We start from the raw sequence: 21,706 nt of genomic DNA on the forward strand, positions 1-21,706 counted from the left end.
CGTGTGACCGTCTCTCAATACGAATTTCGAAATTCGGCTACGATGCTCGCAATCTATCGCCGGGCTTATTACGATGAGCGAACTGAGGACGGACAATGACAGACGGACCAGACGAGGCGGAGACGATCCTGCTGATCGGAAGCGGGCCGATCAAGATCGGGCAGGCAGCGGAGTTCGACTACTCCGGCGCACAGGCCTGCCGCGCGCTCCAGGAGGAGGGTGCGCGGGTCGTCCTGGTGAACTCGAACCCGGCGACGATCATGACCGACCCGGAGATGGCCGACAAGGTGTACATCGAGCCGATCAACACCGAGGCCATCGCCGAGATCATCCGGAAGGAGAAACCGGACGGCGTCATCGCCGGTCTGGGCGGCCAGACGGGGCTGAACGTCACGGCCGAACTGGCCGAGGAAGGCGTCCTCGAGGAACACGACGTCGAGGTGATGGGGACGCCGCTGGACACCATCTACGCGACCGAGGACCGCGACCAGTTCCGCCAGCGCATGGAGTCCATCGGCGAACCGGTCTGTGAATCCGTGACCATCGAGTCCGTCGACGAGGTCGAGGACGCCGTCGAGGCCGTCGGCGGCCTCCCGGTCATCATGCGGACGACCTACACCCTGGGCGGTGCGGGGTCGGGCGTCATCGACGAGATGGAGGAACTGAAGGAGGCCACCCGGAAGGGGCTCAGCCTCTCGCGCGACAATCGCGTGATGATCACCGAGTCGATCGACGGCTGGATCGAACTGGAGTACGAGGTGATGCGCGACGCCGACGACTCGTGTATCATCATCTGCAACATGGAGAACATCGACCCGATGGGCATCCACACCGGCGAGTCAATCGTCGTCACGCCCAGCCAGGTCATCCCCGACGAGGGCCACCAGGAGATGCGCAACACGGCCCTGAAGGTCATTCGCGAACTCGGCATCCAGGGCGGCTGTAACATCCAGTTCGCCTGGCGCGACGACGGCACGCCCGGCGGCGAATACAGAGTGGTGGAGGTCAACCCGCGCGTCTCCCGCTCCTCGGCGCTGGCCTCGAAGGCGACCGGCTACCCCATCGCCCGCGTCACCGCGAAGGTCGCGATGGGCAAGCGCCTCCACGAGATCGAAAACGAGATCACCGGCCAGACCACCGCCGCCTTCGAGCCGGCGATCGACTACGTCGTGACGAAGGTGCCGCGCTGGCCCAAGGACAAGTTCCGCGACGTGGAGTTCGAACTCGGCCCAGGCATGAAGTCCACGGGCGAGGCCATGGCCATCGGCCGGACGTTCGAGGAGTCGATGCTCAAGGCCCTCCGCTCCTCCGAGTACGACCCCGCGGTCGACTGGGCGGACGTCAGCGACGACGAACTCGAATCCCAGTGGCTCGAACGCCCGACGCCCGACCGCACCTACGCGATCTTCGAGGCCTTCGAGCGCGACTACTCGATCGAGAAAGTCAACGAACTCACCGAGATCCGCGAGTGGTACCTCGAACGCTACAAGCGGATCGCCGACGCCGCCGCGGGCGCCGCGGCGGGCGACTTCGCGACCGCCGCCGAAGAAGGGTTCACCGACCAGGAGATCACCGCCATCGCCGGCGGCGAGTTCAACGACACGCACGCCTCCTGGCTGCCTGATCGCGACGAGGCACAGCAGGTCGACAGCGAGGAGGTGTCCGCGGACGGCTCCGGCGTCACCGTCGAGCAGGTCGACGCCGAGACGCCCGACCGCACGTTCAAGCAGGTCGACACCTGCGCGGGCGAGTTCGCCGCCTCGACGCCGTACTACTACTCCTCGCGCGAGCCGCTGTCGGGACTGGGCCGCGACGAGGTGCAGGTCGACCGCGACGTCGAGAGCGTCGTGGTCGTCGGCGGCGGCCCGATCCGCATCGGGCAGGGCGTCGAGTTCGACTACTGTTCGGTCCACGCCGTCCAGGCGCTCGAGGACGCGGGCATCGACGCCCACGTCGTCAACAACAACCCCGAGACCGTCTCGACGGACTACGACACCTCCGACGGCCTGTTCTTCGAGCCGATCACCGCCGAGGAGGTCGCCGACGTGATCGAGACCACCGACGCCGACGGCGTGATGGTCCAGTTCGGCGGCCAGACCTCCGTCGACATCGGCGAGCCCCTCGAAGACGAGATCGAGCGCCGCGGCCTCGACTGCGAAATCATGGGGACGGCCGTCGAGGCGATGGACCTCGCGGAGGACCGCGACCGCTTCAACCAGCTGATGGACGAACTGGGCATCGCCCAGGCCGAGGGCGGGACCGCGACCTCCGAACAGGAGGCCCTGGAGATCGCTCGCGACATCGGCTACCCCGTCCTCGTGCGCCCGAGCTACGTGCTGGGCGGCCGCGCGATGGACGTGGTCTACAACGACGAGGACCTCAAGACCTACATCGAGGAGGCGGTTCGCGTCTCCCCGGACAAGCCGATCCTCATCGACGACTTCCTCGCCGACGCCGTGGAACTGGACGTCGACGCCGTGGCCGACGGCGACGACGTGCTCATCGGCGGCATCATGGAACACGTCGAAACCGCCGGCGTCCACTCCGGCGACTCGGCGTGTATGATCCCGCCGCGCTCGCTGTCGGAGGAGACGCTCGCCCGCGTCCGCGAGGTCACCGAGGACATCGCGGCGGCGCTGGACACGGTGGGCCTGCTCAACGTCCAGCTCGCAGTGAAAGACGGCACCGTCTACGTACTGGAGGCCAACCCGCGCTCCTCCCGCACCGTGCCCTTCGTCTCGAAGGCGACGGGCGTCCCCATCGCGAAGCTGGCCGCGCAGGTCATGGCCGGCGCGACCCTCGAGGACCTGGACGTCGACGAGCAGATCCCCGACCAGGTCTCCGTCAAGGAGGTCGTCCTGCCCTTCGACCGCCTGCCGGGTAGCGACCCGCGCCTGGGCCCGGAGATGAAGTCGACCGGCGAGGTCATGGGCACCGCCGGCTCCTTCGGCAAGGCCTACCAGAAGGCCCAGATGTCCGTCGGCAAGGCCATCCCCCTCGAAGGGTCGGCCATCGTCGACCTGCCGGTGATCGGCTTCGAGGAGCACTTCGACGTCGAGGACCTCGACGAGGCCGACCTCGAAGCGGTCAAGTCCCGCCTGCGCGACGGCGAGATCGACCTCGTCGTCTCGCGCAACCGCGAGATCCTGGAGGTGTGCGTCGAGGAGACGATCACCTACTTCTCGACTATCGAGAGCGCCGAGGCGGCGCTGGAGGCCATCGAGTCGGCCGACCAGCCCCTGAACGTCCAGGACGTCGCCGCCCGCCCGAAGGACACCCGCGACTGGGGCGACTACTGAGCGCCACCACGCCGTAGCGGCCCGCTCTTCTCCGTTTTCTCTCACGTTGCAGCATCCATTTCACCGATTCCGTCGTACGTCCCCGCATGACTGGGGGAGTGGGACAGTCACGGCGCGTCAGTGATGCGGTCACCGAGCAGCTACTGGACGGCGCCCTGATCGGCGCCGGCGCGTACCTGGCGGGCTACGTGATCACGTTCGCGTTCGCCGTCGTCGACGGGTTCGAGGTGGCCGGAGACCTCCCGCTCTGGAAGGCCGCCGGGTGGGTCTTCTACGGCGCGCACACCGTCCGGATCGAGTCGAGCAGCGGCGCCACTGGCGACGGCGTCACCGAGCACGCGAGCGTCTTCCAGATGACCGGCGACGGGTTCGCGACCCCGGTCTCCGGGCTGACGAGTACGATCCCGGAACCGCTGTACCTGCTCGTGCCGGCCCTCGCACTCCTCGGCGCGGGCTATCTGGCCCGCTGGACGGGCGGGGCCGTCGCGATGGCGCCGACTCGGTCGGCCGCCCGCGGTACGTCCGTCGCGATCGGCTACCTCGCGCTGGCGGTCGCCGGCGCGTTCGTCTTCGCGCACTCCCGATCGCTGACGGTGCAGGGACAGACCGGCCTCTCCGTTGCGGCCGGGCCCGAACTGCTGCCGTCGATCCTGCTGGTGGGACTGCTCTACCCGCTCGTGTTCGGGACGTTCGGCGCCGTCCTCGCCGGGAAGCGCGGCGGAACCGGGGACGCCCCCCGCTGACGGCGGGCAGGAGGACCGGTTGCGAGCCCTCGACAGTTCGCGAGCGTCACCCATGCGCCCCGCGGCGAACTCTCGCGCGCGGACCCGTCAGATAACAGTTGCTAAGTACCCGCACAGGTAAGAAGGGAGACGTATCGGAGGGGAGGGTATGTTAGACAGGGACAACAGCACGGCGCGGATACTCGCGGGAGCGGTGCAGGTACTGGCAATCGCGGTGGTGGGGATCGTCGTCAGCGTCCTCATCACGGCGTTCACCGACAGCCTGGCGACGGCACAGACGCTGGCGAGCGTCGCCGCGGCGCTCGCGACGGTCGTCTTGCTCGTGATCGTCGGCTGGTACGCCAGGCGACTGGAGGCGGCGGAGGCCGAGAGCCGCAAACTCCGGCGGCGGCCGTACGTCAAGCGCGTCGTCGCGACGGGCATCGACCGCATCCTCGAGTGGCTCACGACGAACCGCTCCCGGTGGAACCGGACGAACCCGCCTGCCGGGATGCCGGTCTACCCGGAGATCGAGGACACCGGTGTCCCGGACGACGTGGTCGCCGACATCTCCCGGGACCACCCCGACCTGGTCTCGGACGTCAGCGCCTTCCTCACCGCCAGCCGCGAGTACCGCGACGCCTGGCGGGAACTGCACGTCGACCTCGCACGGATCGTCCAGCACGGCTTCGAGCTGTCCGACCCGCCCGAGGTCATCGACGACCTCGTTCCCGAGGCCTACGCCGACGCCGCGCGCGCGGACGACGTTGACCCCTGGGTCGACCCGAACGAGTTCATCGACGCCCATCCGCGGCTGTTCGCCCGTCTCGTCCTCACGAACCCGGAGCCGTCACTGAACGGCACCGCCTACCTCGACACCGAGGCCTACGCCGAACTCCTGCTCGACGCCTATCGGACCGAGTTCATGCAACTCCGCGGCGAGTCGGCGGTCGCCGACCAGGTCGACCTGGTCCACCGCCGGCTGGAGACCCTCAAGAACAACGACGAGAACATGGAGCAACGGCTCCAGCAGGTCCGCAGCCAGTACCTCGACGAGTACGAGATCATGGAGACGGAACTCGGCGAGATAAGGGCCGACGGACGGAGTGCGGTGTAGGCGGTCGGGTCGCTTCGAAGGCAGCCTCTCGAAAGGTCGGTCGGCAGACGTCGTCGTTCTCCCGTCAGTCCTCAGCCATCGCCAGCACGTCGTCGAAGAAGCCCAGCGAGTCGTGGGGGCCGGGGTGGGCCTCGGGGTGGTACTGGCGGGTGATGATCTCGAGGTCGTCGTTCTCCAGGCCCTCGGGCGTGTCGTCGTTGACGTTGATCTGGGTGACCTCCAGCTTTTCGCCGGGTTCGGCGACGGTGTAGCCGTGGTTCTGCGTGGTCATGACGACCTGATCGGTGCGGAGGTCACGGACGGGCTGGTTGACGCCGCGGTGGCCGAACTCCATCTTCTCGGTGGAGCCGCCGAGCGCGCTGGCGACGACCTGCTGGCCCAGGCAGATGCCGGCCATGGGTGTCTCGCCCGCGTAGCTGTCCACGAGATCCTTCGTCTGCTGGAAGTTCTCGGGGTCGCCGGGGCCGTTCGAGACGAACAGCAGGTCGGGGTCGACGGCGGCCACGTCGTCCTCGGTGGCGTCGTAGGGCAGGACGTGGACGACGCTGTCGCGTTCGACCAGCGAGTCGATGATCGAGCCCTTCGCGCCGCAGTCGATCAGCGCGACCGTCGCGCCGTCGCCGTCCTCGTTGAACACCTGGGGTTCGCCGACGCTGACCTGCGCGCCGATGTCCGTGTGGTCGGACATGTGCTCGCACTGGTCGAGTTCGTCGAGCGCGTCCTGTTCGGTGACGTCCGGGCCGGCGGCGATGCCGCACTTCATCGCGCCCTCGTCGCGGATGCCGGTGACGAGTTCGCGCGTGTCCAGGTTGTCGACGGCCGGCACGCCCTCCTCGGCGAGCCACTCGGCGACGTCGTCGGTGAGTTCGCGCGCGACGACGCCGCGGGGGTGGACCCGGTCGGACTCGAAGCGTTCCTCCCGGACGCCGTAGTTGCCGATCAGCGGGTACGAGAAGGTGAGGATCTGCTCTTCGTAGGAGGGATCCGTCAGGCTCTCCTCGTAGCCGGTGTAGGCCGTCGTGAATACCAGTTCTCCGCGTGTCGTGCCCGGAGCGCGGGCGCGCGCTTCGACCACGCGTCCGCCCTCGATCGCGACGTAGGCGTCCGTCATTACGAGATGCGTATCCGCCCGCCGTCCATAAGTGTTGCTTTCGAAGCGCAGTTACGAATTTCGAAATCCTCAAGTACGGCCCTCCTGTAGTGTCGCACCTCAATGGACGAGCTGGACCGGCAGATCCTGAGTATCCTGCGGCGGGACGCTCGGACGGCCTACACCGAGATCGCGGATCGGGTGGGGACCTCGGAGGGGACGGTCCGCAACCGCGTCGAGCGTCTCGTCGAGGACGGGATCATCGAGCGCTTTACCGTCGCCACGTCCACCGGGAACGTCAAAGCGATGATCGAGCTCGGCGTCGACGTCAACGTCGACACCGCGGCCGTCTGCGACCGCATCATCGAGTGGCGCGAGGTCGACTCCGTCTGGCAGGTCTCCGGCGAGGAGGACATCGTGCTGGTCGTCGACGCCGCCGACACCGAGCGAGTCAACGAGCTGATCACGAAGGCCCGGGAGCTCGACGAAGTGGTGAGCACGAAGACTCGCCTCATCTTGGACGAGCGGCTCGGGTAGACCACGGCGAGACTGGATCGGATCCTGACCGCTCCGTCGGGGGAACGCACATACCGCTGCCGACCGAAGTACGGGCCATGGCACTCGAAGTCGAGCGACCAGACCCACCGGATCTGAGCGGCCCGGGCGACCCCGGCGACTACGACGCCGTCGAGGAACCCGAGGAGTGGACCGGCGACGACGCCCCGCGGCGGGCCCTCGCCGAGATGCTCGAAGCGGGCGCCTGGGAGGACGCCTTCGAGGAGTGGCGCCGGGGGACCTCCCTCTCGGCCGAGCAGTTCCAGGCGGTCGTCGACCTGTCGGTGATCGACCGGTTCGACTTCCACTACAACCCAAACGCCGAGGACGTCGGCTATCGCGCCCCGGAACTGCTGGACGACCGGCCCGCGCCCTACGACGCGGCGCTCGACCGCGACGACGTCCAGGAGATCGAGGGCCAACTCGACGACCTGGGCCGCATCGTCAGCGAGGTCCTCGAGAACGACTACATCGACCGGTCCTCGGAGGAGTTCGGCTACGACTGGGAGTGAGCGGGGCCGGACGGCGGCCGCGCCACCGGGCCCTCACTCCTCGCCGGGCGGCGAGCCGACGCCGGGAGATGTCCACTCCGGCTCGGTCAGGTGATCTTTCTCGCTGTGGATTCGGCGGTAGACCGATCTGAGTAGCTGGTGGGGGAGCCAGGTATCGATCCGCGGTGCGACCCGATCGTTCCGGATGGCGTCGACGACCGCGGCCGGGGTCAACTCGTCGGCGTCCACGAGCGTGTGGGCACGGCCCACCTCGAAGGGGTAGTGGGCGTCGCTGCCGCCGACGGTGGGGAGGTCGTGGCGCTCGGCCAGCCGCTCGACCCAGCTCCGCGTCCGGGGGTGTTTGCCGTTGATCTCGATGGCGTCGAACGGCGCGTCGACCTCCCGCACCGTGCTATTCCGATAGGGGTGGGCGACGATGGCGACGCAGCCCCGATCGTGCGCGAGGTCGACGACCGCGGGGGGATCCATCCCGCCGACCTTCGTCGCCGCGGGCGGGTCCGGCCCCAGCACCACGACGTGCCCCCGGGAACTCGATACTTCGATGCCGGGGATCGTGACGAGCCCTGGAACGTCGTAGTCGGTGGCGTAGTCGTGGTTGGTAAAGGCGAGTCCGTCGAGCCCGCGATAGCGGGCGACGGCCGCCAGCGCCCGCGCGCCCGCCGGATCGACCGGCGTGGGACGCGACTCGAACCCGTGAAACGACCGCGTATGCGTGTGGAGGTCGACTGCGAACACGGAGGCAAGGAAGCGGTAACAGTCCTTTTGCGTTCTGTCCGCTTTTCTAGCGAGTAGTGACCCATCCCGAACGCGCGACGGCGGACGCCGACGCGACGGCCGAACGGGTACTGGTGTCGAATCCGGTGAGCGGCGACGCCGGGCACGCGGAGCGCGTCCGCGAACTGGCCGGAGAGTACGGCTTCGCCGTCCGCGAGACGGAAGGCGAGGGCGACGCGATTCGGTTCGCGGCCGAGGCAGCAAACGAGGGGGCCGACCTCGTCGCGGCGGCCGGCGGCGACGGCACCCTCAACGAGGTGATCCGCGGACTCGTCCGGGCCGACGCCCTCCCCGAGGTGGAGTTCGCCGCCGTCCCCGCCGGGACGGGCAACAACTTCGCCGACAACGTCGGCATCGAGGGAATCGAACACGCCTTCGAGTTGATCGAGACCGGAGATCGTCGCCGGATCGACCTCGGAGTGGCCGACGACGCGCCCTTCCTGAACTCCGCGGTCTGCGGGCTGACCGCCGACGCCAGCGCCGACACCGACGCCGAGGCCAAGTCCGAACTGGGCGTCCTGGCGTACGTCCTCGAGACCCTCCGGACGGCGGCGTCGTTCGACGGCGTCTCGCTCGACATCGAGGCCTTCGGTGCGGCCGACGGCGAGACCAAGTGGACCGGGACGGCCGTTCTCCTGCTCGTCGGCAACGCCCGCTGTTTCCCCGCGCAGGGCCGCAGCCAGGCCAACGTCGAGGACGGCCTGTTCGACGTGGCCGTCGTCGAGAAGCGGCCGGGATCGGACCTGGCCGGTCTCGCGCGCACGGCGGTGCTCGAACGGGTGCTCGGCACCGACGCCGAGTACGTGACTCGGCTGCGAGCGCCGGCGCTGTCCGTCCAGGTGATCGACGACGGCCCGGCCACGTTCAGCCTCGACGGGGAACTCCAGTCAGTCACCGAGGTCGACCTGCGGACGAAGCCGTCGGCCGTCCGGCTCCCGGTCGGGCCGGCCTATCGGCCGAACCCCGACGCGGAGTGAGCGGCTCGGACAACCTCGATTCCTTTTTCAACCCGTCCACCGATTGGACAGCCATGAGTTCAGAGGAAACGCCCGGAGCGGCTGAGTCCGGGGGGGCCGACGACCCCGAACACGAGAACGCCCGGCAGGCGGTCGTCCGGGTCGACGCGGACGACGAGGAACTCGGGACGGTGAACCGACTCGACGCCCACACGGGCGACGGGATCCGCCACCGCGCCTTCACGTCCCTGCTGTTCGACGAGGACGACAACATCCTGCTCGCACAGCGCAGCCCCGACAAGCGCCTCTGGGACACCTACTGGGACGGCACCGTCGCCTCCCACCCGGTCCAGGGCCAGAGCCAGGAGGACGCCACGCGCCAGCGCCTCGAGGAGGAACTGGGCGTCACGCCCGACCAGTACGACGACCTCCGGGTGACCGACCGCTTCGAGTACAAGCGCTACTACCCGACCGAGGGCGTCGAGTGGGAGGTCTGTGCCGTGCTGCAGGCCACCCTGACCGACCGCTCGCTCGACCCGGACCCCGACGAGGTGGCCGGGATCATGTGGGTACCCTACGAGCGCCTCCGCGAGAACCCGCGCTGGTACCGCCAGCTCCGCCTCTGTCCCTGGTTCGAGATCGCGATGCGGCGCGACGACTGAGTCACGATCACGGCTCTCGCCTATCGGTTTCTCTCTACCGTCACAATCGGCCGTCCGTCTCGACGATTCCGTCACACAGCGACCGCTATCGGGTCGAACAGTCGAAAAAATGAGTCGGTGATCGGCTCTGCGTTCGAGCCGTCGTCAGTTCAGCGGTTCCTCGTGGAACTCGATGTAGAGTTCCAGGACGACCTCGTTCTCGCCGGACGGCGCGGGCAGACCGACGTCGTCGTCGATCGTGCCGCCGAGGATGCCACACCCTTCGGTGGCGGGCACCTCGAGCTCGTTGTCGACGAGCGTGGCTTCGGCCGTGCCGTTCGCGTCGAAGGTGGCCGGGTCGGCGGGCGAGCCGGTCAGAGCACCGCTCTGGCCGGTCGTCCCCGCGACGTTGACCGGGATGCCACAGCCGTCGGTGCCGAGCTGGAGCTCGGCGAAGATCGGCGCGTTGAACGTACTCTCACCGGTCGAGGTGTCGAGCGAGCCGGTGATCGTGTCGGAGGCCGTGTTGTTGGTCGGCACCGGACCCAGCGTGTTCGACGAGAAGTCGATCACGGGGAAGGTGAAGTCCTCCGGTGCGACGGTGTAGTCGCCGGTCGACTGGTCGAAGCTCGCGTTGAACTTCACACAGCTACTGAAGTTCGCCGTGTCCTGGAGTTCGCCGTTCGGACACTCCGGGATCTCGCCGTAGCCGGCGTTCTCGTCCGTCCCCACGTCGATGTAGCCGTCCTCGGTGTAGGCCGTGAACGACTGGTAGGTCGGACCTTCCGCCTCGAGCGCGAAGTCGGCGGTGGTCGTCTCGCCAGCCGTCACGGTGACGGTCTGCGAGTCGGCCACGTAGCCGTCCGCGTTGGCTTCGACCGTGTAGTCGCCTTCCTCGAGCGTCAGCGTGTAGCTGCCGTCGGCGGCAGTCGTCGTGGACTGGCCGCCCGCGGTGACGGTCGCGCCTTCGATGGCGCTGCCGTCCGCGTCGGTGACGGTACCTGCGATGTCACCCTCGGTCACGACCGCATCGAGCGCGAAGTCGGCGGTGGTCGTCTCGCCGGCCGTCACGGTGACGGACTGCGAGTCGGACTGGAAGCCGTCGGCGCTGGCTTCGACCGTGTAGTCGCCTTCCGTGAGGGTCAGCGAGTAGCTGCCGTCGGCGGCCGTGGTCGTGGACTGGCCACCGGCGGAGACGGTCGCGCCTTCGATGGCGCTGCCGCCCGCGTCGGTGACGGTGCCCGCGATCGTGCCGTCCGTGACCTGCGCTTCGAGCGCGAAGTCGGCGGTGGTCGTCTCGCCGGCCGTCACGGTGACGGACTGCGAGGACGGGTTGAAGCCGTCAGCGTTGGCCTCGACGGAGTAGTCACCCTCGGTGAGGGTCAGCGAGTAGCTGCCGTCGGCGGCGGTGGTCGTGGACTGGCCACCGGCGGAGACGGTCGCGCCTTCGATGGCGCTGCCGCCCGCGTCGGTGACGGTCCCTTCGACCGTGCCGTCAGTGACCTGCGCTTCGAGCGAGAAGTCCGCGGTGGTCGTCTCCTCCGCGTTCACGGTGACGGTCTGCGAGGACGGGTTGAAGCCGTCCGCGTTGGCGTCGACCGTGTAGTCGCCCGCCTCGACGGTCAGCGAGTAGCTGCCGTCGGCGGCGGTCGTCGTGGACTGGCCGTCGGCCGTGACGGTCGCGCCTTCGATAGCGCTGCCGCCCGCGTCGGTGACGGTGCCCGCGATGGTTCCGGTCGTGACCGGCTCGTTGACGGTCACGGCCGCGGTCTCGCTGTCGTTGTCGGAGCTGACCGTGGCGGTGTAGTCGCCCGCGTCACCGGACGCGGTCGTCCACGTGAGCGAGACGTCGGTGCTCGCACCGGCGTCCAGGGACACTTCCGTGCTGTCCTGGACGCCACCGGCGACGTCGAGCTCGACGGTCTGCGTGCCGGCTTCCTCACCGTTGTTCGTAACGGTCGCGTCGACCGTCAGCGTCTCGCCTTCGGTCACCGGCGAGTTCGTGCTCAGACCTGAGACGTCCAGGTTCGGCGGCGCCGGATCGGTGTCCGGCTCCTTGAGCGTGATCTCGCCGTCGCCCTCGTTGAGCGTCCCCTCGACCGTCTCGCCGCCCTCGATGGACGCGGAGACGTCGACCGGGTAGTGCTCACCGAAGAAGAAGTACGCGCCCACGCGGACGGTCACATCCTGGTGATCGCCCGTGGCCGTCACGGTCTCGGTCTTGTCGGCGACCGTGATATCCACCGTTTCCCCCTCAGGAGCGGTGAAGCCGACGGTCACCTTGGATACCTTGTTCGTAAAGAGCGTCGTCTTCGTCACTTCGGCCGTCGCCTCGTCGAACTCCGGCCCGTCTGTCTGTGTCGATACGTCTGTCGCGGCTGCGGGCTGCATCGCCACCATCCCCATCGCCACTACGGCGATAAGCAGTGCCGTCAACCCGGCTGAATACAGGTACTTACGATTTGCTTGCTTCATTTTTATTCCGCTACCCCCAGGTACTCATAGAAAGTTGCATACATATAATATTTCGCCTCAACCGGTGAGGAATTTACTTGCTATACGGGCCAGTTCACGCCGGGTGACTCCCGGGCGGTCACGACGTGTTTCGGGCTGTGGTGCTCGACGAGCCGGATTTCGCCATCCGCGTGTTCTGGCGCGACCGGCGGGTCATCGACCGGTGAGTCCAAGTGGCAACGCCGCGGGATCGCGAAGAAAAGCAGTGTAAACCGGTGGACCGCCGGGAGCTTACTCCTCGTACTCCATATGCAGGTCCATCACCAGTCGGTTGTTCCCGGAGTCGCTGGGGAGGCCGAGCTGGCTGTTCGCAAGGTCGTTGACATTGAGACCGAGAGCCGTGTAGTCCGTCGGACACCCGGTCACAGCGGGCACACTGTAAGTGCTGTCGACGAGCGTCCCCGCCGCGGGAGAGCGGTCCGACACGTTGAACGTCGATCCGGTGAGCGGGCCTTCGGTACCGGTCGTCGCGCTGATCGTCGTCGTCGCGCCACATTCACTGCCGAAGTCCGAAGCGAAAACCTTCAACTCTCCGTTGAGCGTCACGTCACCGGACTCCCAATCGGCCGTTCCCGTGAGACCGTTCGGTGCGTTCATCTGCACGGCAATTTCCCCAATCACATCCACGTTGACCGTGGTGCCGAAGTCCAGGTCCTCGGATGCGATGGTGAAGTTCCCGGTCTCGCTGTCGACCGTTGCCGTGGCAGTTTGACACTGCACGTCCGAGGACGGCGCTTCACCGTTCGGACACTCGGTGAGGTTGATCCTGTAGGCCTCGGTACCGGTGCCCAGCTGGATGTATCCGTCCTCGACCACCGTTGTGAAGTTGGACGGAATCGTCGTCGCCGCCTCGACGGTGACGGCCGTCTGCGAACTTGCGTCGTCGCTCGACACCGTCGCGGTGTAGTCACCGGCGTCGCCTTCGGCCGTCTGCCACGAGAGCGTGATGGTCTGGCTCTCGCCGGCGCCGAGCGACACCGACTGGCTGTCCTGAACGCCGCCTGCGACGTTCAGTTCGATCGTCTGCGTGCCGGACTGTTCGCCGTCGTTCGTGATCGTCGCCGTCACGTCGAGCGCCTCGCCCGCCGTGACCGGCGAGTTACTCGAGTCAGCGGACACGCCGAAGTTCGCCGGCGCGGCCGGTTCGTCCACGGTAACCGAGGTCGTCGCCGAGTCGTCGGCGCTCGACACCGTCGCGGTGTAGTCACCGGCGTCACCGGACCCGGTCGTCCACGAGAGCGTGATGGTCTGGCTCTCGCCGGCGCCGAGCGTCACCTCCTGGCTGTCCTGGACGCCGCCGCCGACGTCGAGGTCGACCGTCTGCGTGTCGGACTGTTCGCCCGTGTTCTCGACGGTCGCGTCGACCGTCAGCGTCTCGCCTTCGGTCACCGGCGAGTTCGACCCCGTGACCGAGACGCCGAAGCTCGCCGGTGCGGCCGGCGCCTCAACCGTCACGGACGCCGTCGCCGACGCGTTGGCGGACGAGACCGTCAGGTCGTAGGAGCCGGCGTCACCCGATCCGGTCGTCCACGAGAGCGTGACCTGCTGGCTCGCGCCGGCCGCGAGCGTCACGTCCTGGCTATCCAGGGTCGACCCGCTCGACGCGAGTTCGACCGTCTGGGTGCCGTCCTGTTCGCCGGTGTTCGTGACCGTCGCAGTCACCTCGAGCGCCTCGCCCTCGGTCACCGGCGAGTTGGTGCTCGCGACGGACACGTCGAAGCTGGCCGGCGTCGGCTCGGGCGCCGGCGACTCGACCGTGACGTCGGTCGTCGCGGTGTCGTTGGCGCTCTCGATCGTCGCCGTGTAGCTGCCGGCGTCGCCGTCCTGGGTCGTCCACTCGAACGTGACCGTGGTGGACGCGCCCGCGTCGAGCGTCACCGACTGGCTGTCCGAGAAACCGTCGACGGCGAAGTCGACCGTCTGCGTGCCGGAATCGTTACCGGTGTTCTCGACGGTCGCGTCGACCGTCAGCGTCTCGCCTTCGGTCACCGGCGAGTTCGAGGCGACCCCGGAAAGCTGGAAGGCAGCCGGTGCGGGATCGGCTGTCTCGTTGTCACCAGAGTCGCCGTCGTCGGAGTCCCCGTCGTCGGAGTCGTCGCTATCATCGTCGTCACCGTCGTCCCACCAGGGACTGTCGTCCCACCAGGAACTGTCGTCGTCGCCGTCGTCGGTGTCGTCGTCGTCACCGTCGCCGGAATCATCGTCGCCGGAATCGCCGTCGTCGGTGTCGTCGTCATCGTCCTCCCACCAGGGGCTATCGTCCTCCCACCAGGGACTGTCGTCGTCCTCGTCGTCATCGTCGTCCCACCAGCCCCAGAGGGCGGCGGAACCGGAGTCCGTTACCTGTTGCTGGGCGGAAACGTCGCCCGGAGTCGTCGCGACTGCGCCGCCTGCCGCGGTGGCGGTCAGGCCGAGCACTGTCACGACGGTTAGCAATGCGACCGTCACGTTCGCTAGGTCTATGTCTGCTGTCATGGTTCCCCAATCGTCGTAGCTGCCGCTGGCGTGTCGGGGCGTGACAGAGACGAATTCCCCATTACCTACCCCCGGTTCCGGACGAACGACGCGACGCTCACGTCGCACTGCACGTCGCTCCCCGAAACGTGGCGTTCACCCCCCGTTCTGCCCTCGCTATGCCACGACATGTAGGTTCAGTCCATATTCTCACTTCTATTTTACCGTGAGGATAGACACGTCTTTTAGTACGGTGCGGTCTGGAATTATCCGAATCGGGAGCGGCGGACGGCTCGATGAGGAATTCCGGTGGCGAGCCGTCGCATACCGGTCGAACTGTCTATCGACGGGCAAGGACCCGGCCAGTTCGTGGCCGGTCGTGATTATGGGCTCGCGCGTGGATGATACGGTATGGCACGCGAAGTCCAACTGTCACACCTCGACGAGGAACTGGCCAACGCCGACTACCCGATCGATCGCGACGCGGCGGTCGCGGCCTTCGAGGACGTCACGCTCTCGCTGGCCGACGGGACGGAGAACCTCGGCGAGACCATCGCGGACTCGGACGCCGACGCGTTCGACTCGGTCGACGAACTCCGGAGCGAGGTGATGGCCCTCCTCCCCCGACACGCCGTGGGCGAGCCCTACCAGTCGGAGGGCGAGGGCTGAACGCCGGCGTCAGTCGTCGGCCGAGGAGGTCGTCTCTGTCGGGTCGAACCAGTCACCCACACCGGCGACCTCCGCGATGCGGTCGGCTCGCGACTCCTCGTCGGCCGACGCGTCCGGCAACACCGCCGCGACGGTACAGCCACGCTCCCCGTTCGAGAACTCGAGGTGGCCACCGAACTGCTCGATCGTCCAGTAGACGACCCAGAGCCCGACGCCGCTGCCGTGCTGGAGCGCCGTCTCCTCCCCTTCGTCCAGCACGTCGAGTTCGTGTGGCTCGATCCCCGGCCCGTTGTCCCTGATCTCGACCACGACGAACCCCTCGTCAGTGCGGACCGCGACGGTCACTTCCGGATTCCCGTCGTTGTGTTCGACCGCGTTCGCCAGCAACTCCTCCAGGGCGATGGCGACGCCGGGGTCGACGCACGCGTCGAGGCCTCGCGGAAGCTCGACCGTGAACTCGGCGCGGGGATATCGGTCGCGGGCGTCGCGGACCTCGGTGTGAATCGTGTCGGCCAGGTCGACCGTCGGCGCGGCGTCGTCGTCGAAGGTCCGTGAGATGCGGCCGACCTTGTCGCTCTGTTCGGTGATGCCAAGTGCGGTCTCCTCGATCCGCTCGAGTCGGTCGCTGAGCTCTGCGTCGTCGAGTCGCCGCTGGACGAGTTCGGCGTTGCCGGCGACGACGTTCATCTCGTTGCGGAGGTTGTGTCGCAACAGTCGGTTGAGCACGTCCAGCCGCTGGCGCTGCTGGCGCTCGTCCGTCACGTCCCGGAGGCTGATCAGCGTCCCGACGACCGAGCCCGCGGCGCGGTTGAGCGGCGAGATCCGGACGCTGAAGTGATGAACGCCGTCGTCGCGATTGAGGGACAGGTCGGTCTGCAGGTGTGGGCCGTCGCCCGCCGCGAGCAGGTCCGCCACCGGGGGGAGGACCGCCTCGATGGGCCGGCCGATCGCGGTGTTCTCGGAGCAGTCGAGGAGCGCGGCGGCGGACGGGTTGACGTCGGCGACCCGGTGGTTGTCGTCGAGGACGATCACGCGGTCGTCCATGTTCTCGAGGATCTCGTCGCGGGCGAGGTGGCGGGCGACCGGGACCACCTCCAGCAACTGCCCGCGGAGGATCGTCCCCGCGACGATCACTCCGCTCAAGAGGAACCCCACGTTCGTCGGGTCGACCCCCTTCGGGAGGGACTCGAAGACGTAGAGGACGTTGCCGACCAGCGGGAGGAACATCGCGATCAACAGCGCGGTACTCTGGGTCCGGTAGACGCCCTCCGCGAAGAGGATGACACGCAACAGCAACCCGCCGCCGATCAGCACGAGCAGGTACGAGTAGATCAGGTGGCCGAAGTAGACCGGCCCCAGCGTCGCGTCGATGACGGCGAACGGCCCGCTGGTGTCGAGAGTCGCGCCCGCCTGCACGAGGCTCGGTTCGAACCAGAGGACGCCGAGGAGGAGCGCCGGCTCGACGAGGAGCAGGCCGAGGGTCCGCCGGGTGAGAAACTCGTCGTTGCCGGTGTACTCGAGGACCAGGGCGAGCCACGCGAGCGGGACTACCGCGGAGACGGCGATCTCGGCCCGCGTCCAGAAGATCTTGGGCCCCAGCGTCGCTGCGGCGAGGTTCATCCCCTCGGCGAACGACCAGCAGCTCGCGGCGAGCAGGAAGATCGCGAGCGGCGCAGCCCCCGGCCGCTCCCGGTGCTGGAGGGCGAAGGCGGCCACGGCGAGGCCGACCACGGCCGACACGAAGACCGGCGCGGTGTAGGGGGTGTACTGGAGCGCCATCGCTGCCTACCGTGAGGAGGCCGAACCCGAGAATAAGGGTTCTGTCGGCGCTATCAATACTGAGAGCGCGCGGATCAGCCGGCTCGCGAGCGGACCGCCGACCAGACGGCGATCGCCGCGAGGAGCAGCGCCGGGATCAGCGGCAGGGCGAGGTAGGTGTGTCGCCAGCCCAGGCCGAGCGCGGCCAGGCCGCCCCGGGCCGCGGGGAGCAGGTACAGCGCCCCCGGGACGACCAGGAAGGCGATCACGATGGCACCGACCAGCAACCAGCCGCGCCAGTCGAACTCCTTGGCCGTCGAATCGACCGTATTGCGGGGGTACTGGTCTCGCGGGGTCGCGTCGCTCGCACCCTCGTCGGGATCGCCACGGTCGGCATCGCCCGCGGCGCTCCCGTCGCCCGCTATCTCGCCCGGTTCGTGGACGTAGCCGTCGTCGCTCACAGCTCGCTGTCGGGGACCACGACGACTTTCCCGAAGCCCTCGCGCTCCTGGAGCATCTCGTGGGCGCGGGCGGTCTCGCTCATCGGCAGGGTGTCCCTGACTCGGGGTTCGAGTTCGCCCTCCCAGACCAGTTCCAGCACGTCGTCGACTTCGCCCGGCGTGCCCATCGTCGAGCCGATCACCTCGAGCTGGTTCCAGAAGATGCGGTTGACGTCCGTCTCGGGGTTCGGGCCCGTCGTCGCACCGCAGGTCACCAGCCGGCCGCCCTTCGCGAGGCTGGCCAGCGACTGCTGCCAGGTCGCGGCCCCGATGTGGTCGACGACGACGTCGACGCCGCGGCCATCGGTCAACTCGCGCACCCGGTCGTCGAAGTCCTCGGCCTCGTAGTTGATGACCTCGTCTGCCCCCAGTTCGCGCGCGTAGTCGAGTTTCTCCTCGCTGCTCGCCGTGGCGTACACCTCGGCGCCGACGTACTTCGCGATCTGGAGCGCGGCGTGGCCGACGCCCCCGCTCGCGCCCAGGACGAGCACGTTCTCGCCGGGCTGGAGGTCGGCGCGGGTCACCAGCATCCGCCAGGCGGTCTGGAAGACAAGCGAGGCCGACCCGGCGACTTCCCAGTCGACGTGCTCGGGGACCGGAACGAGGTTGTCGGCGGGGACGGCGGCCTGCTCGGCGTGGACCCCGCGGACGTGCTCGCCGATGATGTGGAAGTCCACGCACATCGTGGGCTCGCCGTCGCGGCAGAACTCACACGACCCGCAGGCGACGCCGGCCGAGACGGCGACGTGGTCGCCCTCGCTGAATCGATCGACGTCCGCACCGACGTCGGTGACGACGCCGGCCGCGTCGCTGCCGGGGATGTGGGGCATCTCCAGGTCGATCCCTGGGAGGCCGCGGCGCGTCCAGACGTCGAGGTGGTTGAGCGCCGCCGCTTTCACGTCGACGAGGACCTCGTCGGCGGCCGGATCCGGATCCGCGAAGTCGCCGTACTCGATGACGTCGGTGTCGCCGTGTTCGGAGAATTGGACTGCCTGCATACCCCGTGGATCGGTCGGCCCGTGCAAAACGTTGACGACTCCACCACCACCCCCGGCGGAACCGGCGCGTCGTCGCGCTGCGCGCTGGAATCCGATCCCGGCTACCCGGCGAAACCGGCGACGCTCGCTCTGTGGTCGGTCGCAGCGACGTGTTCGCGACGCCGCGAGTCCGCCGTCTCGCGGTCGCCGACCATCGCCTCGGCCTCACAGTCGTGGCAGACGAAGTGATACTGTGGCACTACGTGACACTCAATAACTATAATAATTAATAACTTTCGACGTGACAGACGCCCCGATCGCCGGTCGCGGCCGAGACGGTTCCGGGCGGGCGGGAGTGTTTTGAGGCCGTAGGGGGAACGGGCCGGCATGGTCGATTTCCAGCAGCGCGACACCCGACGGTCCGTCGACGAGGATTCCGATGACGTGGTCGACGACGCGGGCTCGACGGACGAGCCGGGCGACGAACCGACCGCCCAGGAGCAAGCGGACGACGGGCAGCACGACGATCACGACCACGACCACCACGCACACGACCGCGAGTCGCTGGGCGTGGCCGTCGTGACGGTCTCCTCCTCCCGGAGCCGCGATAACGATCCAGCGGGGGACGTGATCGAGGCGGCGCTCACCGACGCGGGTCACGAGGTGGTCGTCCGGGACGTGGTCCGAGACGACCACGACGGCGTGCAGGACGTCGTCGACGCCGTCGTCGGCCGCGGAGACGTGGACGCCGTCGTCACGACCGGCGGGACCGGCGTCACGCCCGACGACGTGACCGTCGAGGCGGTCCGCCCGTTGCTCGACAAGGAGTTGCCGGGCTTTGGCGAACTGTTCAGGCGGCTCTCTTACGACGAGATCGGCACGAAAATAGTCGCGACCCGCGCGCTCGCGGGCGTCGCCGACGGTGCGATCGTCTTCTGTCTCCCCGGCTCCGAGAACGCCGCGCGACTCGGCGCCGAGGAGATAATCGTCGACCAGGCCCCGCACCTCGCGGGCCTGGCCCAGCGCGACTAGATCTAGTCCCGACGCGCGAGCCGAATCCCGCCGAGCACGACCCCGATCACGGCGGCGGTCGCGCCGAAGCCGGGGCCGTTTCCGCTCGTGGTCTCGGCGGGCGTCGACGCCTCGGTCGACTCGCCGCCCGGGTCCTGGGCCGGCTCTTCGGCCGTCGCGGGGCCCTGCTCGGTCAGCGGCTCGCCGTCCGCACCGCCGGCCGGCGCCGCCAGGACGGAGAACGCAGCGGTCTGGTTCTGGACCGCGGCCCGGTACTCGCCAGGCTGATCGACCGTCCGCGAGACGGAGACGTTCCGGGTCCCGTTCCCGGGGACCGCGACCTCGGTCTCCTCGACCACGCTCTCGGTCCCGTTCTCGTCCTGCCGACTGATCGTCATCGGGAGGTTGTCGGGCTCCTCGGCCGGTTCGTCGAGGTGGATCGTCACCTCGATCGCGTCGCCCTCGTTGACGCTCCCGCTGGTCGTCTCGATGGCCGCCACCGAGACGCCGGACCCGTTCGCGTCGTCCGACCCGTTCGCCTCGTCCGACTCGTTGGCGTCGTCGTCAGCGCCAGTGTCGATCGGGGCGATGATTGGCCCGTCCGGGCCGTCGCCGCCCACGTCGATGTCACCGTCCGACTCGTCGCCGTCGTCGGCCTGCTCGACCTCGATCTCGTGTTCCGCGGTCGCATCGTTTCCGTTGTTGTCCGTGACCGTCACGGTGACCGTGTAGGCGCCCGCTTCGTCGAAGCTCGTCTCGACGGTCGCCTCGGTCGTCGTCCGGTCGACGCTGGTGTCGCCGTCGAAGTTCCAGCCATAGGACTGGATCCCGTCGCCGTCCATCGAGTCGCCGGCGTCGAGCGCGACGGACTCGCCGACGGTCACCGTCGCCGGACCGGTCAGGGATGCCTGGGGCACGTCGTCGGGCCCGTCGGTCTCGTCACCGTCGTCGCCGTCACTCTCGTCACCGTCGTCGCCGTCGTTCCCGTCACTGCCGTCGTTCTCGTCACCGTCGTCGGGGCCGTCTTCGGTGACCGTCACGGTCGTGGTCGCGGTGTCGGTCGCGTTGTCGTAGTCGCTGACGGTCACGGTGGCCTCGAACTCGCCGGTCTCGTCGTAGGTGTAGTCGGCGTGGGGCGTCGTGGTTTTCAGGTCGACCGTGCCGTCACCGTCGAAGTCCCAGGCGAACTCGGCGATGCCGTCGTCGTCGGTCGAGTTGCTGGCGTTGAGCCGCACCGACTCGCCGACCGCGGCGCCCTCGGGCTCGGCCGACAGTTCGGCGGCGGGCGCCTGGTTACACGCCTCGCGGCTGATGGTGACCGACTCGTCCATGTCGAGCGACGTGTAGTCGTCGGGGCTGGTGTGGAGCCGCCACTCGGTGATGCGGTCCTCTTCCGTGCCGGAGGCCTCCCACTCGCCCCAGGCGGCGGCCTCCTCGTTGAAGGCGGGCTCGATCGTGATCGACGTGTCCTCGCTGGCGGTCAGTCCGCGGAACGCGCCGCCGTCGCTGCGGTTCTCGTACCACATCCAGTCGACCTCGGTGCGCGAGCCCTCGTGGTTCCACTGGTCGTCACGTCCCTCGTACCCGTCGTCCTCGACGGCCCACTCCCCGTCGCTGGGGAGGCCGGTGAACGTCATCGAGGCGACCCCGCCGTGGGGCGCGTTCCGATACTTGTCGTGGACCAGCACCAGACTGTAGCCCTCGGCACCCTCGTAGACCAGGAGGTTGCTCACCTGGTTCTCCTGGATGTCGGTCGTCCCGAGCGAGCTGTAGCCCGCGCTGATGTTGTAGTCGTAGTACTCCTCGACGGTCTCCGACCCGTCGCCGAGGGGGTCGATTTCGTAGCAGGTGTCGCCCTGCCGGACGGCGATGGTCGTGCCGTCCGTGGTGTTACTGGTCACCCCGGTCGCGGCAGTCGTCGACTGCACCCCCGTCGCCGTGGCGGCTCCGGCGGCGCCGGCCACCCCCACGGGGATCGCGGATACGCAGAGCGCGGTCATGACGACCAGCGCCAGCGTCCCGGCGCGCCCGCGGTCCGATTCGGGGCGGCCGGTGTCTTTCGGTCCGGGCCGCATTAGCGACCCCCCGGTGTTGCCGATGTTGTTCCTCGCACTTTCATTTGGGTTCGTCCGTCGCAAACGGACCAGTTGGTTGCAC

The 21,706-nt window shown here is 68.3% G+C and carries 18 protein-coding genes; 9 read left to right on the plus strand and 9 right to left on the minus strand.

The genetic code is table 11. The features are described from left to right. Positions 1–95 precede the first annotated feature (95 nt). The 3 genes from carB to U5918_RS13945 all read left to right on the plus strand — a co-directional run bounded on the left by carB (position 96) and on the right by U5918_RS13945 (position 5,138). The gene (gene carB, locus U5918_RS13935) at positions 96–3,299 is read left to right on the plus strand and encodes a carbamoyl-phosphate synthase large subunit (RefSeq protein WP_336002013.1); all 3,204 of its coding nucleotides are present in this window, start codon (positions 96–98) and stop codon (positions 3,297–3,299) included. An 86-nt stretch (positions 3,300–3,385) separates the two neighbouring features. Then, entirely contained in the window at positions 3,386–4,042 is a 657-nt protein-coding gene (locus U5918_RS13940; RefSeq protein WP_336002015.1) for a DUF7978 family protein, read from the plus strand. A gap of 148 nt (positions 4,043–4,190) precedes the next feature. Further along, the gene (locus U5918_RS13945) at positions 4,191–5,138 is read left to right on the plus strand and encodes a hypothetical protein (RefSeq protein WP_336002016.1); all 948 of its coding nucleotides are present in this window, start codon (positions 4,191–4,193) and stop codon (positions 5,136–5,138) included. Positions 5,139–5,202: 64 nt separating this feature from the next. Here U5918_RS13945 and carA read toward each other — a convergent pair whose 3' ends face one another. Further along, complete coding sequence (gene carA / locus U5918_RS13950) at positions 5,203–6,249, minus strand: glutamine-hydrolyzing carbamoyl-phosphate synthase small subunit (RefSeq protein ID WP_336002018.1); 1,047 nt, start codon at positions 6,247–6,249, stop codon at positions 5,203–5,205. A 102-nt stretch (positions 6,250–6,351) separates the two neighbouring features. On the opposite strand from carA, the gene U5918_RS13955 reads away from it, so the two are divergent. After that, complete coding sequence (locus U5918_RS13955; protein ID WP_336002019.1) at positions 6,352–6,765, plus strand: Lrp/AsnC family transcriptional regulator; 414 nt, start codon at positions 6,352–6,354, stop codon at positions 6,763–6,765. Between the two features lie 77 nt (positions 6,766–6,842). Continuing rightward, positions 6,843–7,295, plus strand: a complete 453-nt coding sequence (locus U5918_RS13960; protein WP_336002021.1) for a DUF7992 family protein — start codon at positions 6,843–6,845, stop codon at positions 7,293–7,295. 33 nt (positions 7,296–7,328) lie between these two features. Here the strand turns inward: U5918_RS13960 and U5918_RS13965 are convergent, their stop codons facing one another. Continuing rightward, positions 7,329–8,030, minus strand: coding sequence for a CehA/McbA family metallohydrolase (locus U5918_RS13965; protein ID WP_336002022.1), 702 nt, complete (start codon positions 8,028–8,030; stop codon positions 7,329–7,331). Between the two features lie 56 nt (positions 8,031–8,086). On the opposite strand from U5918_RS13965, the gene U5918_RS13970 reads away from it, so the two are divergent. Both U5918_RS13970 and idi read left to right on the plus strand, forming a co-directional pair. Further along, positions 8,087–9,046 (plus strand): diacylglycerol/lipid kinase family protein, encoded by a 960-nt coding sequence (locus U5918_RS13970; RefSeq protein WP_336002024.1) that lies wholly within the window; start codon positions 8,087–8,089, stop codon positions 9,044–9,046. Between the two features lie 53 nt (positions 9,047–9,099). Then, entirely contained in the window at positions 9,100–9,687 is a 588-nt protein-coding gene (idi, locus tag U5918_RS13975; protein WP_336002025.1) for an isopentenyl-diphosphate Delta-isomerase, read from the plus strand. A 144-nt stretch (positions 9,688–9,831) separates the two neighbouring features. Here idi and U5918_RS13980 read toward each other — a convergent pair whose 3' ends face one another. Both U5918_RS13980 and U5918_RS13985 read right to left on the minus strand, forming a co-directional pair. After that, the gene (locus U5918_RS13980) at positions 9,832–12,057 is read right to left on the minus strand and encodes a carboxypeptidase regulatory-like domain-containing protein (RefSeq protein ID WP_336002027.1); all 2,226 of its coding nucleotides are present in this window, start codon (positions 12,055–12,057) and stop codon (positions 9,832–9,834) included. Positions 12,058–12,411: 354 nt separating this feature from the next. Beyond that, positions 12,412–14,655, minus strand: a complete 2,244-nt coding sequence (locus U5918_RS13985) for a CARDB domain-containing protein (RefSeq protein ID WP_336002029.1) — start codon at positions 14,653–14,655, stop codon at positions 12,412–12,414. A 390-nt stretch (positions 14,656–15,045) separates the two neighbouring features. Between U5918_RS13985 and U5918_RS13990 the strand changes: the two genes are divergently transcribed. Beyond that, positions 15,046–15,303: a DUF5789 family protein gene (locus tag U5918_RS13990; protein WP_336002030.1), complete on the plus strand. Its 258-nt coding sequence runs from the start codon at positions 15,046–15,048 to the stop codon at positions 15,301–15,303. Between the two features lie 9 nt (positions 15,304–15,312). Here U5918_RS13990 and U5918_RS13995 read toward each other — a convergent pair whose 3' ends face one another. From U5918_RS13995 to U5918_RS14010, 4 genes are all read right to left on the minus strand, one after another. Continuing rightward, on the minus strand, positions 15,313–17,082 hold the full coding sequence (locus tag U5918_RS13995) for a histidine kinase N-terminal 7TM domain-containing protein (protein WP_336002031.1): 1,770 nt from the start codon (positions 17,080–17,082) through the stop codon (positions 15,313–15,315). Positions 17,083–17,156: 74 nt separating this feature from the next. Further along, complete coding sequence (locus tag U5918_RS14000) at positions 17,157–17,522, minus strand: DUF7977 family protein (protein WP_336002032.1); 366 nt, start codon at positions 17,520–17,522, stop codon at positions 17,157–17,159. Continuing rightward, a complete protein-coding gene (locus U5918_RS14005; protein ID WP_336002033.1) occupies positions 17,519–18,559 on the minus strand; it encodes a zinc-binding dehydrogenase in 1,041 nt (346 codons plus the stop codon). The genes U5918_RS14000 and U5918_RS14005 overlap by 4 nt, the downstream gene beginning before the upstream one ends. Before the next feature lie 101 nt (positions 18,560–18,660). After that, on the minus strand, positions 18,661–18,798 hold the full coding sequence (locus tag U5918_RS14010; RefSeq protein WP_336002034.1) for a hypothetical protein: 138 nt from the start codon (positions 18,796–18,798) through the stop codon (positions 18,661–18,663). 127 nt (positions 18,799–18,925) lie between these two features. Here U5918_RS14010 and U5918_RS14015 point away from each other — a divergent pair, with 127 nt between their 5' ends. Beyond that, positions 18,926–19,570, plus strand: a complete 645-nt coding sequence (locus tag U5918_RS14015; RefSeq protein ID WP_336002036.1) for a MogA/MoaB family molybdenum cofactor biosynthesis protein — start codon at positions 18,926–18,928, stop codon at positions 19,568–19,570. Between the two features lie 2 nt (positions 19,571–19,572). Here the strand turns inward: U5918_RS14015 and U5918_RS14020 are convergent, their stop codons facing one another. Further along, positions 19,573–21,624: a PKD domain-containing protein gene (locus tag U5918_RS14020; protein ID WP_336002038.1), complete on the minus strand. Its 2,052-nt coding sequence runs from the start codon at positions 21,622–21,624 to the stop codon at positions 19,573–19,575. Positions 21,625–21,706 lie beyond the last annotated feature (82 nt).

The organism is Halorientalis sp. LT38, assembly GCF_037031225.1.
GTDB classification, from domain to species: domain Archaea; phylum Halobacteriota; class Halobacteria; order Halobacteriales; family Haloarculaceae; genus Halorientalis; species Halorientalis halophila.